General features: G+C 74.5%; 12 protein-coding genes. 8 read left to right on the forward strand and 4 right to left on the reverse strand.

What is annotated here, in order from left to right; genetic code table 11:
• The first annotated feature begins 1 nt into the window (after position 1).
• From F0L17_RS22390 to F0L17_RS22410, 5 genes are read left to right on the forward strand one after another with little or no spacing between them, the layout of a single operon-like run.
• A complete protein-coding gene (locus F0L17_RS22390) occupies positions 2-1,348 on the forward strand; it encodes an O-antigen ligase family protein (RefSeq protein WP_420802444.1) in 1,347 nt (448 codons plus the stop codon).
• Between the two features lie 32 nt (positions 1,349-1,380).
• Entirely contained in the window at positions 1,381-3,126 is a 1,746-nt protein-coding gene (locus tag F0L17_RS22395; protein ID WP_338018178.1) for a lipid II flippase MurJ, read from the forward strand.
• Positions 3,116-3,946: a polysaccharide deacetylase family protein gene (locus F0L17_RS22400; RefSeq protein ID WP_202917914.1), complete on the forward strand. Its 831-nt coding sequence runs from the start codon at positions 3,116-3,118 to the stop codon at positions 3,944-3,946. Before F0L17_RS22395 ends, F0L17_RS22400 begins: the two co-directional genes overlap by 11 nt.
• A 52-nt stretch (positions 3,947-3,998) precedes the next feature.
• Positions 3,999-5,264: a glycosyltransferase gene (locus F0L17_RS22405; RefSeq protein ID WP_155072461.1), complete on the forward strand. Its 1,266-nt coding sequence runs from the start codon at positions 3,999-4,001 to the stop codon at positions 5,262-5,264.
• Between the two features lie 8 nt (positions 5,265-5,272).
• A complete protein-coding gene (locus F0L17_RS22410; protein ID WP_202917915.1) occupies positions 5,273-6,112 on the forward strand; it encodes a YveK family protein in 840 nt (279 codons plus the stop codon).
• A gap of 89 nt (positions 6,113-6,201) precedes the next feature.
• Here the strand turns inward: F0L17_RS22410 and F0L17_RS22415 are convergent, their stop codons facing one another.
• Positions 6,202-7,368: a glycoside hydrolase family 26 protein gene (locus tag F0L17_RS22415; RefSeq protein WP_155072462.1), complete on the reverse strand. Its 1,167-nt coding sequence runs from the start codon at positions 7,366-7,368 to the stop codon at positions 6,202-6,204.
• Positions 7,369-7,626: 258 nt separating this feature from the next.
• Here F0L17_RS22415 and F0L17_RS22420 point away from each other — a divergent pair, with 258 nt between their 5' ends.
• From F0L17_RS22420 to F0L17_RS22430, 3 genes are all read left to right on the forward strand, one after another.
• Positions 7,627-9,102, forward strand: a complete 1,476-nt coding sequence (locus F0L17_RS22420) for a carboxylate--amine ligase (RefSeq protein WP_202917916.1) — start codon at positions 7,627-7,629, stop codon at positions 9,100-9,102.
• 17 nt (positions 9,103-9,119) lie between these two features.
• Positions 9,120-10,379 carry an NAD(P)-binding domain-containing protein gene (locus F0L17_RS22425; protein ID WP_155072463.1) on the forward strand — a complete coding sequence of 420 codons (1,260 nt, stop codon included), beginning with the start codon at positions 9,120-9,122 and terminating at the stop codon, positions 10,377-10,379.
• Positions 10,380-10,733: 354 nt separating this feature from the next.
• Positions 10,734-13,337, forward strand: coding sequence for a glycoside hydrolase family 9 protein (locus F0L17_RS22430; protein ID WP_238420834.1), 2,604 nt, complete (start codon positions 10,734-10,736; stop codon positions 13,335-13,337).
• A 150-nt stretch (positions 13,338-13,487) separates the two neighbouring features.
• Here F0L17_RS22430 and F0L17_RS22435 read toward each other — a convergent pair whose 3' ends face one another.
• The 3 genes from F0L17_RS22435 to F0L17_RS22445 form a co-directional block, all read right to left on the reverse strand.
• Complete coding sequence (locus F0L17_RS22435) at positions 13,488-14,321, reverse strand: putative protein N(5)-glutamine methyltransferase (RefSeq protein WP_162466564.1); 834 nt, start codon at positions 14,319-14,321, stop codon at positions 13,488-13,490.
• Between the two features lie 256 nt (positions 14,322-14,577).
• Positions 14,578-15,798, reverse strand: coding sequence for a methyltransferase domain-containing protein (locus tag F0L17_RS22440; RefSeq protein ID WP_162466565.1), 1,221 nt, complete (start codon positions 15,796-15,798; stop codon positions 14,578-14,580).
• Entirely contained in the window at positions 15,795-16,382 is a 588-nt protein-coding gene (locus F0L17_RS22445; protein WP_155072464.1) for a dTDP-4-dehydrorhamnose 3,5-epimerase family protein, read from the reverse strand. The genes F0L17_RS22440 and F0L17_RS22445 overlap by 4 nt, the downstream gene beginning before the upstream one ends.
• Positions 16,383-16,387 lie beyond the last annotated feature (5 nt).

Here is a 16,387-nt window from a genome sequence, read left to right on the forward strand (position 1 = left end):
GGTGCTCGCCACCGCCCTGCTGGTGTGCGTGCCCGTCCCCGCCCGCACCCCCGGCGACCTGGTCGGGGGCGGGGGCGTCACCGTCGCGGACGTCGCGTCGGCCGTCCTGGTGGGCTGCTGCGCCGTGTCGGTCCTGCGCGCCCGGAGACGTCCGCTGGGCGTCCCGGCCGTCGTCGTGACGGCGGCCCCCGCCGTGGCGCTCGCCCTGGCCACCGTCGCGTCCCGCGACCCGGCCGCCTCGCTCGCCGGGTTCGTCCGGCTGCTCCAGGTCTTCGTCCTGGTTCCGCTCGCCGTGCTGCTCGCGCTGCGCTCGCGACGGCACGCCCGGCTGCTCGCGGCCGCCCTGGTGGGGGTCGCGCTGTTCCAGGGCGCGGTCGGCGTCCACCAGTTCGTCACCGGAACCGGCGCCTCCTACCAGGGGGAGAACATCCGGGCCGTGGGCACCTTCGGCCCGCTGGACGTCATGGGGATGTCCTCGGCGGTCTCCTGCGGTGTCGTGGTCGCCCTGGCGGTGGGCCTGGCGCCGCCTCCCGGTGCGTCCCGCCGGCTGCGGATCGCCGCGTCGGCGACGGCCGTCGTCCTGCTGGTCCCCCTGGTCCTCTCCTTCAGCCGCGGGGCGTGGCTCTCCACCGCCGTGGCCTGCACCGCCGTGCTGTTCCTGGCGGGCGCGCGGACGGCGCTGCGCGTTCTGGCCGTCCTGGCGGCCGCCGCCGTCGTGCTGGTCGGCGGGGTCGGGGTGGGCGGGAAGCTCGTCGCCGAGCGGGCGAGCAGCATCACCGAGGTCACCGAGGCGCCCGACCAGTCGGTCACCGACCGCTACGCCATGTGGGCCGCGGCCCTGGCGATGTGGCGCGAGGACCCGGTCACCGGGGTGGGGCCCAAGGGCTTCCCCGACCACCGCGACACCCACGCCTCCCTCGCCCTCTCCGCGGCGAGCGACACCGCCGGCGCCGGCCACGCCTTCCACCGCCAGCCGCTGCTCTCCCCGCACAACATGTACCTGCTCCTCCTCGCCGAGCAGGGCACGGTGGGTGCCGTCGCGTTCACCGGCGGCTGGGCGGCGCTGCTGGTGCTGGGCGTACGGCGGCTGCGCGCCGCGCGGGCGGCGGCGCGTCGCGCCCGGCGCGACGCGCCCCACGGCACCGACCCCGCGACGGACTGCGGACTGGCCGCCGTGGGCCTTCTCGTCCTCGTCTGCGTCGACTTCCTCTACGCCGACATCGGCGGCCCCTCCACCGTCCTGACCGCCCTGGCCCTCGGACTGGCCGCCTGGTGGGCGCTGTCGCCCGCGGTGCCGGACGAGGGGGCCGCCACGACCCTCCACCGGAAGGACGTGTGTCGACGGTGACCACGGCACCCACGGCATCCACGGCATCCACGGTGACTCCGTCGCCCGGCCGTCCGACGCGTCCCGGGCCCCCCGCCCCCGCCGGGGCACGGGAGCCCGCGCCGGGCGGGCGGTTCGTCGCCCGGGCAGCGGCCGTCACCGCCGTACTGACCGCGGCGGGCTCCTTCTTCGGCCTCGTGCGCGACCAGACCATCGCCCACCTCTTCGGTGCGGGCAGCGACACCGACGCCTTCCTGGTCTCCTGGACGATCCCGGAGTTCGCCGCCACGCTCCTCATCGAGGACGCCATGGCGCTGGTGCTGGTACCGGCGTTCAGCCTCGCCCTGTCCCGCCGCGCCGCGTCGGCCGCCCGCCCCGACGGCACCGAGGGAGGAGGCGACGCGTCCGCGGGCGCCGACGACCCGGTGCGGGCCCTGCTCGCGGCCACCCTCCCCCGGCTGCTGTTGGCACTGGCGGGCACCGCCGGCGTCGCCGCGCTCCTCGCGCCCCACCTGGTGGACGTCCTCGCGCCCGGACTGGCCGACCCCGCCCTGGCGGTGGAGTGCACCCGGCTGACCGCGCTGACGGTGCTGGGCTTCGGCACCGCCGGGTACTTCAGCGCGGCCCTGCGCGCCCACCGCAGCTTCGTGCCGCCGGCGACGATCTACCTCTCCTACAACCTCGTCGTCATCGCCGCCATGCTGACCCTGTACGCCCGGTGGGGCGTGCGCGCCGCCGCGTTCGGGGTGGCGGCGGGGAGCCTGGCGATGGTCCTCGTCCAACTCCCGGCCTTCCGGCGGCACCTGTCCGCCGGTGCGTCCGGCACCGAACGCACCGCCCGCACCGAACGCACCGCCCGCACCGGCCGTCCCCGGTGGCGGCGGGAACGGACGGTGCGGCACGGCGGAGGCCGCCGTACCGGCCCGAGCGCCGCCGCGGCCCTGGTGGGCGGAGCCGTGCTCGCGCCCGTGGCCGTCTTCGCCCTCTCCCGCCAGTCCCAGGTGCTCGTCGAGCGCTTCCTGGCCTCCGAACTGCCGCCCGGAGCCATCTCGCACCTGAACTACGCGCAGAAGATCGCCCAACTGCCCATGACGTTCTCCCTGCTGCTGTGCACGGTCACCTTCCCGCTGGTCGCCCGTGCCATGGCGGACGGCCGACCGGAGCGGGCCAGGCGGCGGGTGGAACGCGATCTGCTGCTGGCCGCCGTGGTGGTGCTGCTCGGTGCCGCGTACGTCATCGCCTACGCCCCCCAGATCGTCGAACTCCTCTTCCAGCGCGGCGCGTTCGGCGCGGGCGACACCGCCGCCACCGCCTCGGTCATGCGCGTCTACGCGGTCGGGCTGCTCGGCCACTGTCTGGCCGGCGCCCTGGTGCGGCCGTTCTTCTCCACCTCCCGGCCCACCTGGTACCCGGCCGGCGCGATGGCCGTCGGGCTGCTGCTCACCGTCGCGGCGGGGGCGCTCGCCGCCCCGCGCTGGGGCGTCCACGGCATCGCGGCCGCCAACGCCGTCGGGATCACCACCACCGCGCTGCTGCTCCTGGGCGGCCTGCGCACCCGCGTCCTGCCCATCCGGGTGGGCGCGGTGACCGCCGGCCTCGGACGTCTGGTCCTGGCCGCCGCCGTCGCCGGCGCGGCCGGTTGGGCCGCCGCGCCGCTGCTGCCCTCCCCGCTGCCCACCGCCCTGGCCGGGGGCGTGATCGTCCCGGCCGCCTTCACGGGCGCGGCGCTCGCCGTCCGCGCCCCGGAGGTACCGCAGTTGCTCACCGCCGTCACACGAAGGTTCCGCCATGTCCGTTGACCCGGCCCATGTCCCCGCGCCCGCCGCTCCCGGCGCCGCGACCGCCTCGCTGCCCCGGCACCGCCCGGTGCGCCCCTGGGTGCTGATGTACCACTCGGTGGCCGAGCACACCGAGGACCCCTACAACGTCACCGTCTCGCCGGGACGACTGGGCCGCCAACTGCGTTGGTTGCGCCGGCGCGGGCTGCGCGGCGTGGGCGTGGGCGAGCTGCTGCGCGAGCGCGCCGCCGGACGGGGCGCCCACCTGGTGGGCCTGACCTTCGACGACGGCTACGCCGACTTCATCGAGGAGGCCGTCCCCCTGCTGCGCCACCACGGCTGCACCGCGACCGTGTTCGCCCTGCCCGGCAGGCTCGGCGGCACCAACGAGTGGGACCCGCTCGGTCCCCGCAAGCCGCTGTTGACCGAGGCCGGGATCCGCGCCGCCCTCGGCGCCGGCATGGAGATCGGCTCCCACGGGATGCTCCACCTGGATCTCACCGGCACCGACGACGACACCCTGCACCGGGAGACCGAGGGCAGCCGCCTGCTCCTGGAGGAGATCACCGGCCGGCCGGTCCGGGGCTTCTGCTACCCCTACGGCACGATCGACCACCGCGTGGTGAAGGCCGTACGCGCGGCGGGATACGCGTACGCCTGCGCCATCGATCCCGGCCCGCTGACGTCGGTGCACGCCCTGCCCCGCGTCCACGTCGGCGAGACCGACACCTCCTGGCGGCTGCACGCCAAGCGGCTGCTGCACCCGCTGCGCCGGCGCGCCCTGCCCAGCGGGCCCACCACCCCGGCCGCCGGCCCCTTCCCGATCGGGGCCGGACGGTGAGGGAGACACCCGCGGGGCGCCCCGCCGCGGCGCCGACGGCGGGGGAGGGCCGATGAGGGTACTGCACGTCATCACCGGTCTCGGCGCCGGCGGGGCCGAACAGCAACTCCGGTTGTTGTTGCGGCACCTGCCGCTCTGCTGCGACGTCGTCACCCTCACCAACCCCGGCGCGGTCGCCGACGGGATCGAGGCCGACGGCACGGCCGTCACCCACCTGGGCATGCACGGCAACCGCGACCTGTCCGCCCTGCCCCGGCTGGTGGACCTCGTCCGGGGCGGGCGCTACGACGTCGTCCACACCCACCTGTACCGGGCCTGCGTCTACGGGCGGATCGCCGCCAGGCTGGCCGGGACGCGGACCGTGGTCGCCACCGAGCACTCCATCGGCGAGCGGATGATCGAGGGCCGCCCGCTCACCCCGGGCAACCGCGCCCTGTACCTGACCACCGAACGCCTGGGCTCCGCGACGGTGGCGGTCTCCACCACCGTCGCCGCCCGACTGCGCCGTTGGGGCGTCCCCGGCTCCCGGATCCGCGTCATCCCCAACGGCATCGACGCCGCCCGGTTCCGCTTCGACCCCGTGGTGCGCGCGTCCGTGCGCACCCGGCTGGGGCTGCCCGCCCACTCCCTGGTGGTCGGTGGGGTGGGACGGCTGGTGCCCGGCAAGCGGTTCGACGTCGCGGTGCGGGCCGTCGCCCAACTGCCCGGCACCCACCTGGTGCTGGCCGGGGACGGCCCGGAACGGGGCCGGCTGCGCGAGCTGGCCGTCGGGCTCGGGGTGGCCGACCGCGTCCGGTTCCTGGGGGAGTGCGGCGGGGCGGCGGGGGACGACCCCGGCGCCGCCCCGGACATTCCCGGGCTGCTCAGCGCCATGGACGTGTTCGTCTCCCCCTCGGTCGAGGAGTCCTTCGGCCTGGCCGTGCTGGAGGCGTTGGCCGCCGGGCTGCCGGTGCTCCACGTGACCTGCCCGGCGATCGACGAGCTGCCCCACGACCACGCTCCCGGCGCGCGCCGGATCGCACCGGACGTGCGGAGCCTGGTCACCGCGCTGCGGGAGCCGTCGTCGGTGCCGGCCGGCAGACGCCGTGCCCCGGTGTGCGAGGCCGTGCGTCGTTACGACGTCGCCCGCAGCGCCGACCGGCTCATGGCCCTCTACGAGGAACTCCACGAGCGCGCCCCCGCACGGGCCTCCGTCCGCGCCGCCACCCGCGCCGCCGCGTGGCGCGTGGTGACGGCGCGCACCGCCGGCGCGCCGCCCACTCCCGCGGCACCCCCGCCGTTCCCGTCCGTTTCGGCAACCGCCACGACGAAGAGGTGAGCAACGCCTTGAGCAAGACGCCCGCGCCCCCGCCCCGCTCCGAGCCCCGCCCCTCCCACCTGGCACGGCTCCGCGCCCTCGGCCGGCGCCGGCCCGTTCCCCTGCCCTCCTGGTGGCCACCGGCCCTGGGCGTCCTGCTGGGACTGACCGGTGGGGCGGCGTACGGCCTGCTCGCCACCCCCCAGTACACCGCGACCAGCTACGTGGCCGTGGTGCCGGGCGCCGCGACGGACTCGGCGACGGCCCTCGGGTTCGCCCAGGCGTACGGACGCGTCGCCGGTGGCGGCGCCGTCCTGGCCGAGGCGGGGAGCGAGGCCGGGACGACGGTGGAGAGGCTGCGCGACACCGTGCGGGCGGCCACCTCCCCGGACGCCCCCATGGTGGAGATCACCGGCTCCGCGCCGAGCCCCGAGCGCGCCGCCGACGTCTCCAACGCGGTGGCCGACGCCCTGACCAGGGCCGGCAACCGGGCCACCACCAGCACCGGAGTGCGACTGACGCTGTTCTCCCCGGCGGTCGCCCCCACCGAGCCCACCTCGCCCTCGCTCCCGCTCGCCGCCGCCGTGGGCGCCTGTGCCGGGGGGCTCACCGGCGGTCTCGTGCTCCTGGCCGCCCCGCGCGGACGGCGTGAGGAGCCGGCCTTCCCCGGGGTGCCCGCACCGGCGGGCAGCGCCGAGGACACCGCGGGCACCGGGAGCACCGGTGACCCCCGGAGCGCCGAGGAGGCCGGCCCCGAACCGGTGCCGGCGGGGCGCACCGCGCCGGAGACGGCGTCGGTCGGCGCGCCCGCCGGCGCGAGCCGGGAGCGGGACGACCAAAGGCGCGGTGGCCGGCGGTCCCCGCGGTGACGGTCGACGGACCGGCGCCCCGCCGGCGGGGGACCGGTCCCCCGCCGGCGCCCGCTTTGGACCACGGAACGGTCCGCGTCCCGGAGCGGCTAGGCCCCGCGGTTCCGGGGGAAACTGACGCAGACCCGGCGGTCGCGGAACCAGCCGCCCAGCCAGTCGCCCAGGTCGAGGCAGAACTCGGGGAAGCGTCCGGGGCGACCGCCGGCCGAGAGCATCGCCCGGAAGACGGCCGAGGACCTCGGATTCTCCGAACACCGCCAGACGCCGTGCGGACAGTAGTCGCTGATGGTGTGGTAGAGCGGCCTCTGCCGTCCGATCCACTCCAGCATCCGCCGCACGTACTCGGCGTTGTCACCCCTGCGGAACAACCCCCACTCGGGGTAGGAAATGGGTTTTCCGCGCTCGGCGGCGAATTCCACCTGGTGTTTCAGTCCGTAGGGCTGGTTCACCTGGTCGTCGAAGGTTTCGCCCGGCGGCTGGTCGTAGGAGTCCATTCCGATGATGTCCACCACGTCGTCGCCCGGGTAGCACTCGGTCCAGGGGATCGCGTCCCTTCCGCGACTGGGGGCGAAATCGAAACGGAACTCCTGTCCGGAGACCGACCGCATGGCGGCGACGATGCGCCTCCAGTACGTCTTCCACGCCTGCGGGTCGGGCGCGCAACGGTGGGTGTAGGTGGTGCCGTTCATCTCCCAGCCCAACACGATCACCGCGTCGTTCAGTCCTTCGGCGACGAGGTGCCCGGCCAGCGTCCGGAAGTGGTGGTCGAAGTGCCCGTCGACGCCCCGGGCGAGCAGTTCGCGCACCTCGCCGTCGGAGATCCCGGCCTCGTTGCGCGCCTGCATCGGCACGTTCAGCACGAACAGGCGGTCGGGGTCGGCGCGCCGCCACTCGGCCCAGGGACGCAGGAAGTACCGGTCGCTCTCGATGCGCTCCCAGGTGTCCCCGGGCAGGTAGGTGTGGCCCACCCGTACCTCCGCGCCCCCGAGCCACTTGCTCAGACCGGCTATCCGCCGCGCCCCGTCGGAGCCCGATCCCAGGAAGGCGCCCATGGCCACGTGGCGCACCGACGCCCTCGGGGGCGCCGCCCCGGTCCGGTCGTCCGTGAAGGTGTCGGTGGCCATGGCGCCCCCCGCGACGAGCGCCCCGGCCGTGACGGCCCCCACGCAGGCGGTCGTCAGCTTGCGGCGGCGGGCGGGCGGTGCCGGTCCGCGGCGCCACCCGCCTCTCCCCGGTCTGCGGTGTCGTCCGGGCATCGTGCCTCCTCGACTTCGTCGCCGGAACGGTCCGTCGCCTCCCCGGCCCTGCCCCAGTTCTTCTCGACACTAATCGGAGAATCTCTCGAATGAGCTGCCCGACTGCTTTCTGATAACCCGTTCGCTGTTTTCCTCGCTCACTCGGACCAGTGGGCGGGGGGAAATGCTCGGATGGCGGGAGAGTCAATGAGTCGATACCTGTCGAGGCCGAAGGCAAGACCTCAGAGAAAACCAACGGAAAAACCGAGGACCGCTGACATGCCGCCACCTTTCGACACCGATGTGCCCGCACTGCTGTTCCGGGTCGACCGGAATCCCTTCCACCACGGCACGTTGGGGGCCGTCAGGTCCCTGGGGCGCGCCGGGATCGAGGTCCACGCCGTGGTGGAGTCCCCGTTGAGCCCCATCGGCCGCTCCCGGTACCTGCACCAGGGGCACCACCTGCCGGCCGACGGCGTGTTCGGCACGCACCGCACGGGCGAGACGGTCGACGCCGACGGAACCTCGGACGAACGCCTGGAGCGGACGCTCCGCCAGATCTCCGACCGCATCGGGCGACCGGCCGTCCTGATCCCCATGGACGACATGGGCGCCATCGCGGCGGCCCGCCTCTCCGGGCGCCTCTCCGGCCGTTTCCTGTTGCCGGCCCAGCCGCCCGGACTGCCGAGCCGGGTGGCCGACAAGGCCGAACTCGCCGAGCTCTGCCGGGAGCTGGACGTCCCGCACCCGCCGACCGTGGTTCCGCGCGGTGTGGCGGAGGTGGAGGAGGCGGTGCGCGAGCTGGGGCTGCCGCTGGTGGCCAAGTGGAGCCGGCCCTGGTTGCTGCCCCAGGGCAGCGGACTGCGCAGTACCACCCTGGTCGGCTCGGCCGAGGAGGCGCGCGCCCTGTACGCGCGCACCGGGGAGGCGGGCAGCCCGCTGCTCCTCCAGCGGTGCGTGCCCGGCGGTCCGGGGACCGACTGGTTCTTCCACGGGTGTTACGCCGACGGGGCCGCCTGTCTGGTCGGCGGCGCGGGACGCAAGGACCGCTCCTGGCCGGTGGGCGCCGGGCTGACGGCCGTCGGCCGCTGGCTGCCCAACCCCGACGTGGAGGAGGCCGCCCACCGGCTGGCCAAACACCTGGACTACCGAGGCATCCTCGACCTGGACTTCCGGTACGACGCCGCCGCCGGCAGCTACCGACTGCTCGACTTCAACCCGCGCCCCGGTGCGCAGTTCAGGCTCTTCACCGACCGCCGCGGCCTGGACGTCGTACGGGCTCTGCACCTGGACCTCACCGGACGCCCCGTCACCCCCTCCGAGCCGGCCCTGGGCAGGGTCTTCCGCGCGGAGAACTACGCCCTGGCGTCCTCGCTGGTCGAACCGTCCTCCCTCCCGCTGCCGTTCACCGCGGCCCGGCGCGCCCGTGCCGTGCCCGAGATCCGGACGGACCCCGAGGAGGGCGGGCGGGTCCGGTGGAGGAGGCGGCGGAACACCGAGACCGCCTGGTTCGCCGCCGACGACCCGGGTCCGTTCCTGGCCATGGCGGCCACCTGGCTCGGGCAGGGCGGGCGGAAGGCGTTGCGGCGTTCGCGGGAGCGGATGCCGCGCCCGTCCCGGCAGTGGCGCTCGGAGGGTGGGACCGGACCCGTCGAGCGGGACCTCCGCGCCGAGCGGCCCGAGCGGCCCGAGCGGCACACCGATCCGATCGACGCCTGCGGACACCCCGACGGCGCGACGACCCCACGACGATGAGAGAGCGGGAACCGACCATGTACGACCTGGTAGTGGTGGGCGCGGGCCCCTACGGACTGTCGATCGCCTCCCACGCGGCCGCCGCCGGGCTCAGGCTGCGCACGTTCGGCAGACCCATGGCCTCCTGGCGCGACCACATGCCCGAGGGGATGTTCCTGAAGTCCGAGCCGTGGGCGTCCAACCTCTCGGACCCCTGTGGCGAGCACACCCTGGCGGCCTACTGCGCCTCCCACGGACTGCGGGCCGAGCACGGCGTGCCGCTGCCGATCGACATCTTCACCGAGTACGGGATGTGGTTCGGGCGGACGGCCGTACCGAAGGTGGAGGAGGAGCGGGTCACCGCCGTACGACCGCGGGCCGAGGGCTTCTTGGTGGAGACCGAGGGCGGCGAGCTGATCGCGGCGAGGACCGTCGCCCTGGCGATCGGGGTGATGCCGTTCGTCCACCGCCCCGAGCCGCTGCGCGCCCTGCCCCGCGGTCTGGTCTCGCACAGCAGCCACCACCGGGACCTGTCGGGCTTCCGGGGGCGGGACGTCACGGTGATCGGCGCCGGGCAGGCCGCCCTGGAGACGGCCGCGCTGCTGGCCGAGTGCGGCGCCCACCCCCGGGTGGTGGCCCGCGCCGGCCGCGTCGCCTGGAACACCCCGCCACAGCCCCTGGAGCGTCCCCTGCTGCGTTCGCTGCGCGACCCGCACTGCGGGCTGGGCACCGGCTGGCCGAGCTGGATGTGGGCCGAGGCCCCCTGGGCGGTGCGTCGACTGCCCGGTTCCGCGCGGGCGCGGATCGCGGCCACGGCGTTGGGGCCGGCCGGTGCCTGGTGGCTGCGCGACCGGGTGGAGAGCAGGGTTCCGGTACTGCTCGGGCACCGGCTGCGGGTGGCCGTCCCCTCGGGCGGCGGCGTACGGCTGACCCTGGAGAACTCCCGGGGGGCCACCACCTTGGACACCGACCACGTGGTGGCCGCCACCGGTTTCGTCCCGGACGTCGCGCGGCTGGACCTGCTGGACCCGTCGGTCCGCAACCACCTGCGTCTGGCGGGGACCAGCCGGGCGCCGGAGGTGGACGGCCGCTTCGAGTCCTCGGTGTCGGGGCTGTTCTTCGCGGGGCTGCTCACCGCCCCCTCGTTCGGCCCGTCGATGCGTTTCGTCTACGGGGCCGCGTTCACGGCGGAGCGCCTGGTGCGCGGTGTGCTGCGGCGTACGGCGGGGCGCCGCTCCGCCGTGGTGCCCCGCAGCCGGCGGGTCTCCCGAGCCCGTGCCACCGCCTCCCTGGGCTGATCCGGTCCGGTGAGGGGCGGGCGGTTTTCGCGGGGAGCCGGCGGGTGAGGGGCGCGCCGCGCGGTGATCGCCGCGCGGTGACCGCCGAAGCCCCGTCGGGGCGTCGCGGGTCGGGCGGGCGGCTTTGGGGAGGCGTGTGGGGCGACCGTTCGTGGTGTCACATGTCTTGACGCCTCCTGTCATGCACCCCACGATGCATGGGAGCGCTCCCAAGTCTCCGTCGGGGCGCTGTCACGTCATGCCGTCGCGTCGTCCACATCCGATACACCCCGCCGGAAGGACCGAACAGTGACACCTCATCCGTCCCACCCGCCCCAGGCGTCGGGCCGCCCCCGTCGTGGAAGACGGCGCGCGCTGGGCGCACTGGCCGCGGCCGGGCTGTTGGCCGGAGCCCTGTCCGCCCCCGTCTTCGCCGCCGAGGCCGCCGACGGCCCCGAGCTGATAACCAACGGCGACTTCTCCGACGACACCACCGGCTGGTGGTGGACGGAGAACAGCCCCGGCTCGGTCGTGGACGGCCGTCTCTGCGCCGAGGTACCCGCGGGCACCGAGAACCCGTGGGACGCCATCGTCGGGCAGAACGGCATCCCGCTCGCCGCGGGCGAGGGCTACGAGCTGAGCTTCACCGCCAGCGCCACGGTGCCGATCACCATCCGCACCAACGTGCAGATGGCCACCGAACCGTGGACCACCGAGCACTCCTCGGCCGACCAGGTCACCGAGGAGGCCACCACCCTCACCCACGTGTTCACCTCCGGCGGCGACCACGAGGCCGCCCAGCTCGCCTTCCAGATCGGCGGCAGCGACGAGGCGTACACCTTCTGCCTGGACGACGTCTCGCTGACCGGCGGCGCCGAGCCGCCCGTGTACGAGCCCGACACCGGCTCGCCCGTGCGCGTCAACCAGGTCGGCTACCTCACCGAGGGTCCCAAGAACGGCACCTTCGTCACCGAGGAGACCTCGGCCCTGACCTGGACGCTCAAGGACGCCGACGGCACCGAGCGGGCGTCCGGCACCACCACCCCCAAGGGCGTGGACCCCACCTCGCGGCAGAACGTCCACACCTTCGACTTCGGCGACTTCACCGAGGCCGGAGAGGGCTACACGATCACCATCGCCGGTGAGACCAGCGAGCCCTTCGCCATCGGCGACGACCTGTACGACTCGCTGCGCTCGGACGCGCTCGCGTACTTCTACCACAACCGCAGCGGCATCGAGATCGACGCCGACCTCGTCGGCGAGGAGTACGCCCGCCCCGCCGGCCACGTGGGCGTCGCGCCCAACCAGGGCGACACCGAGGTCCCCTGCTGGCAGGACACCTGCGACTACACCCTGGACGTCTCCGGCGGCTGGTACGACGCCGGCGACCACGGCAAGTACGTCGTCAACGGCGGCATCTCCGCCGCCCAGGTGATGTCCACCTACGAGCGCACCCTGACCGCCGAGGGCGCCGACGGCGGCGAACTCGGCGACGGCGAGCTGCGGGTGCCCGAGCGCGGCAACGGCGTCCCGGACATCCTGGACGAGGCCCGCTGGCAGATGGACTTCCTGATGAGGATGATGGTGCCCGAGGGCGAGGAGCTCGCCGGCATGGCGCACCACAAGATCCACGACCGTGCGTGGACGGGGCTGCCGATGCTGCCGCACCAGGATCCGCAGCCGCGTGAACTCCACCCGCCGACGACGGCCGCCACCTTGAACGTGGCCGCCGGCGCCGCCCAGTGCGCCCGTCTCTTCGAGGACCACGACGCGGACTTCGCCGCCCGCTGCCTGGACGCCGCCGAGACCGCCTGGGCCGCCGCCAAGGCACACCCGGACATCCTCGCCGACCCGAACGACGGCGTCGGCGGCGGGGCCTACAGCGACAACGACGTGCGCGACGAGTTCTACTGGGCCGCGGCCGAGCTGTTCGTCACCACCGGTGAGGACACCTACCGCCAGGAGGTCCTGAACTCCCCGCTGCACGGCGACACCGACGCCGTCTTCCCGCGCGGCGGACTCTCCTGGGGCGCCACCGCCGGTCTGGGCGCGCTCAGCCTGGCCACCGTGCCCAACGACCTGACCGACGCCCAGCTCCGGGCGGTGCGCGAGATGGTCACCGAGGCCGCCGACGGCTACGCCGCCGACTCCCGCGGCGCCGCCTACGGCGTGCCCTACGCCCCCCAGGACAACCACTACGTGTGGGGCTCCAACAGCCAGGTGCTCAACAACATGGTCGTCCTGGCCACGGCGCACGACCTGACCGGCGAGGCCGCCTACCGCGACGCGGTGCTGCGCGGTCTGGACTACCTGCTGGGCCGCAACCCGCTCAACCAGTCCTACGTCACCGGCTACGGCGAGCGCGACTCCCGCAACCAGCACCACCGGTTCTGGGCGAACCAGCTCGACCCCGACCTGCCCAACCCCGCCCCGGGCTCGGTCGCCGGCGGCCCGAACGTCGACATCCAGGACCCGGTCGCCCAGGACAAGCTCCAGGGCTGCGCCCCGGCGATGTGCTACATCGACGACATCGAGTCCTGGGCCACCAACGAGATCACCATCAACTGGAACGCCCCGCTGGCCTGGATCGCCTCCTACGCCGACGACCTCGGCTCGGGCGGCGAGGGCGGCGAGGACCCGGGCGAGGAGCCGGGCGAGGACGCCTCCTGCGAGGTCACCTACACCTCGCACCGGTGGAACGGTGGCTTCAGCAGCAACGTGACGGTGAAGAACACCGGCACCACCACGCTCAACGGCTGGGAGCTGACCTGGTCCTTCGCGGACGACCAGAGGATCACCCAGGCATGGAACGCCCAGGTGACCCAGACGGGGCGGAACGTCGTCGCCAAGCCCGTCCAGTGGAACGGCACCATCCCGACGAACGGCACCGTGAGCTTCGGCTTCAACGGCACCTCCGGCGGGCAGGCGTCCAACCCGACCGCCGTGTCCCTGAACGGGAGCGCGTGCACGGTCCGGTGACCTGACGCACGGCCGTGACCACGGCTCCCACCCGGGGCCGGGACATCCCGACGGGACGTCCCGGCCCCGGGGCGCGTCACGGGACGGCGCGGGCGGTCTTCGAGCGGCGCGACGGCCGCGGGATCGAGGCGCCGGGAGCCACGCCCCGGCTCACCGCTCGGGAGCCGGGCGGACGCCGACGACGACGGTGGCCTCCAACTCCTCGTGGACGGCCACCTCCGGCACCAACCCGGCGCGGACCACCGCCTCCGCCGTCAGCGGCGCCTGCCGGCGTCCCGTCTCCACCAGCAGCGTCCCGTCCGCCGCCAACCACTCCGGCGCCCCCGCGATCACCCGGCGCTGGACGTCCAGCCCGTCCGACCCGCCGTCGAGCGCCACCGCCGGCTCGTGGTCGCGGGCCTCCGCCGGCAACAGGCCGATCTCCCCGGTGGGCACGTAGGGGGCGTTGACGGCGAGGACGTCGACGCGGCCGCGCAGCGCGACGGGCAGCGGCCCGTACAGGTCCCCTTCGTGCACCAGACCGCCCACGTCGGCGACGTTGCGCCGGGCGCAGCGCACCGCCTCGGGATCGACGTCGGCGGCGTGCAGTTCGACGGGGGAACCCGCCCGGCGCACGGCCGCGGCGAGCGCCGCGCCGACCGCGCCCGAGCCGCAGCACAGATCGACGACCACCGGTGGACGGCCCTCCCGCCGCACCACCCGGAGGGCGGCGGCCACCGCTCGATCGGCGAGGAACTCGGTGCGGCGGCGCGGTACGAACACCCCGGCGCCGACGGAGATCCGCAGCCCGCGGAACTCCGCCCAGCCCAGGACGTGCTCCAACGGCAGGCCGGCCGCACGCCGTTCCACCATGGCGGCGACGTCGTCCGGGGTGCGGGCGGCGGAGAGGACCAGCCGTGCCTCGTCCTCGGCGAAGACGCAACCGGCGGCACGCAGCCCGGCGGCGACGGCCGACAGCGCGGGGAAGGACGGCGAGGGGGCCACGGGGGAGAGGGGGGAGACGGAAGGAAGGGAGGAAGCCGAGGGAACGGGGAGTGACACGGGAGCCTCCGGAGAGCCGAAGGGCGCCCCCACGGTCACCCGCGCGACGACACCGCCGGCTTCACGGGACCGTGGGACGGGAGCGCCCGACCTGACCTGGCGTTGATCGATCCCACCTCCTCACGCACCACATCGGGGAGGACGAACACTACACGGCCCCTCCCGACCGGGCACCGCACCGATCGGGAGGGGCCGCGGATCAGACCAGGCGGACGTCGGGCACGTAGAGGATCCAGCGACCGCCCGCCGCCCGGAAACCCTCCTCCTTGGCCATGATCTCCTCGGCGTGGTTCCACGCGAACAGCAGCGCGTAGTCCGGATAGGGATCACGGAACGCCTCAGGGCCGCGGACGGGGATGTGCGAGCCGGGCGTCAGACGGCCCTGTTTGGCCGGGGTGGTGTCGCAGACGAAGGACACCAGCTCCGGTCCGATGCCGCAGTAGTTGGCGACGGTGGCGCTCTTCGCGGTGGCCCCGTAGGCCACCACGCGGCGCCCCTCGTCGCGCAGCCGGCGCAGCAGGGCGAGCAGGTCGTCCCGGTTGCGGCGCACCGCGGAGGCGAAGCCCCGCAGGGTGTCGAGGTCGGCCAGGCGGGTGCGCTCCTCCTCCGCCAGCAGCTCGGCGACGGCCGGCGAGGGGGTGCGCGCGCCCCGGCGGGCGATGGTGTAGCGGACCTCGCCGCCGTGGACGGGGAGACGCTCGACGTCCACCAGCTCGTAGCCGAAGCCCCGCGCCATGGCACGCACCGAGCGGGCCGTGAACAGGTAGAAGTGCTCGTCGTAGATCTGGTCGTAGGAGGTGCGCCGGACGATGTCGCCCAGGTAGGGGTCCTCGAAGACGAAGACTCCCGTGGGTTTCAGCAGGGCGTCCAGCCCACGGAAGACGGACTCCAGGTAGGGGATGTGGCAGATGGTGTTGGCGGCGTAGACGACGTCGGCCGGGCCCTCGCCGGCGGCGATGTCCAGCGCCGTGGACTCCTCGAAGAAGGCGGTGCGCACCCGCACGCCCTTGTCGCGGGCGACCTCGCCGACCCCACCGGAGGGGTCTACCCCCAGGTGCCGCACCCCCGCCTCGCTCACGGTGGCGAGCATGACGCCGTCGTTGCAGCCGATCTCGACGACGAACGGGTCGTCACCGCTCAGCTCCGTGGCCAACAGCCGGCGCGCGGTCTCCTCGAAGTGCGCGCGCATCACCGACGAACCGGACGAGTGGTAGGGGTAGTCCTCGCGGAACATCCGCTCCCGGGGCACCTCCTCCAGGAGCTGCACCATCGTGCACTCCTCGCACCGGCCCACCGCCAGTTGGAAGAAGAACTCCTCCTCGGTACGGCCGGGCACGGGGAACGCGTCGGACAGGGGCTGGCGCCCCAGGTCCAGGAACTCCCGCACCGGACCCTTGCAGACACGGCAGCTTGTCGTCACGTTCTCCTACCTCCGGAAGGGGTCGTGCCAGGGGTGTACCGGGGGAGGATCCCGGCCGCCCTGGCCTCGGCGAGAGTGGGTGCGGCCCGGTCCCGGGCCGACAGCACCGGTTCCGTGTCCGTGGGGATCGGCAGGCCGAGCTGCGGGTCCCACACGGAGATCGCCCGTTCGTGCTCGGCGACGTACTCGGCGGACAGCAGGTAGGACACGACGGTGTCGTCCCGCAGGGCGACGAACGCGTGTCCCACCCCGGGCGGCAGGTACAGGGCGCGCGACGTGTGCTGGTCCAGGCGCACGGCCTCCCAGTAGCCGAACGTCGGCGAGCCCTCCCGGACGTCCACCACGATGTCCAGCACCTCCCCCTGGGGACAGGAGACGTACTTGGCGACGCTCGCGGGCGGGGAGGTGAAGTGCACACCCCGCACCACACCGCGTCGGGACCTGCTGTGGCTGGCCTGCGCCACGGGGAAGAGCGGCCCCCCCTGCGCCCGGGCGAAGGCCGTCTCCTGGAAGGGCGAGACGAACAGCCCGCGGTCGTCGTGGTGGACGACGGGAGTGAACTCCAGCGCGCCGTCCACCTCCATCCGCC

It is taken from the genome of Streptomyces taklimakanensis, assembly GCF_009709575.1.
Taxonomy (GTDB): Bacteria; Actinomycetota; Actinomycetes; order Streptomycetales; family Streptomycetaceae; genus Streptomyces; species Streptomyces taklimakanensis.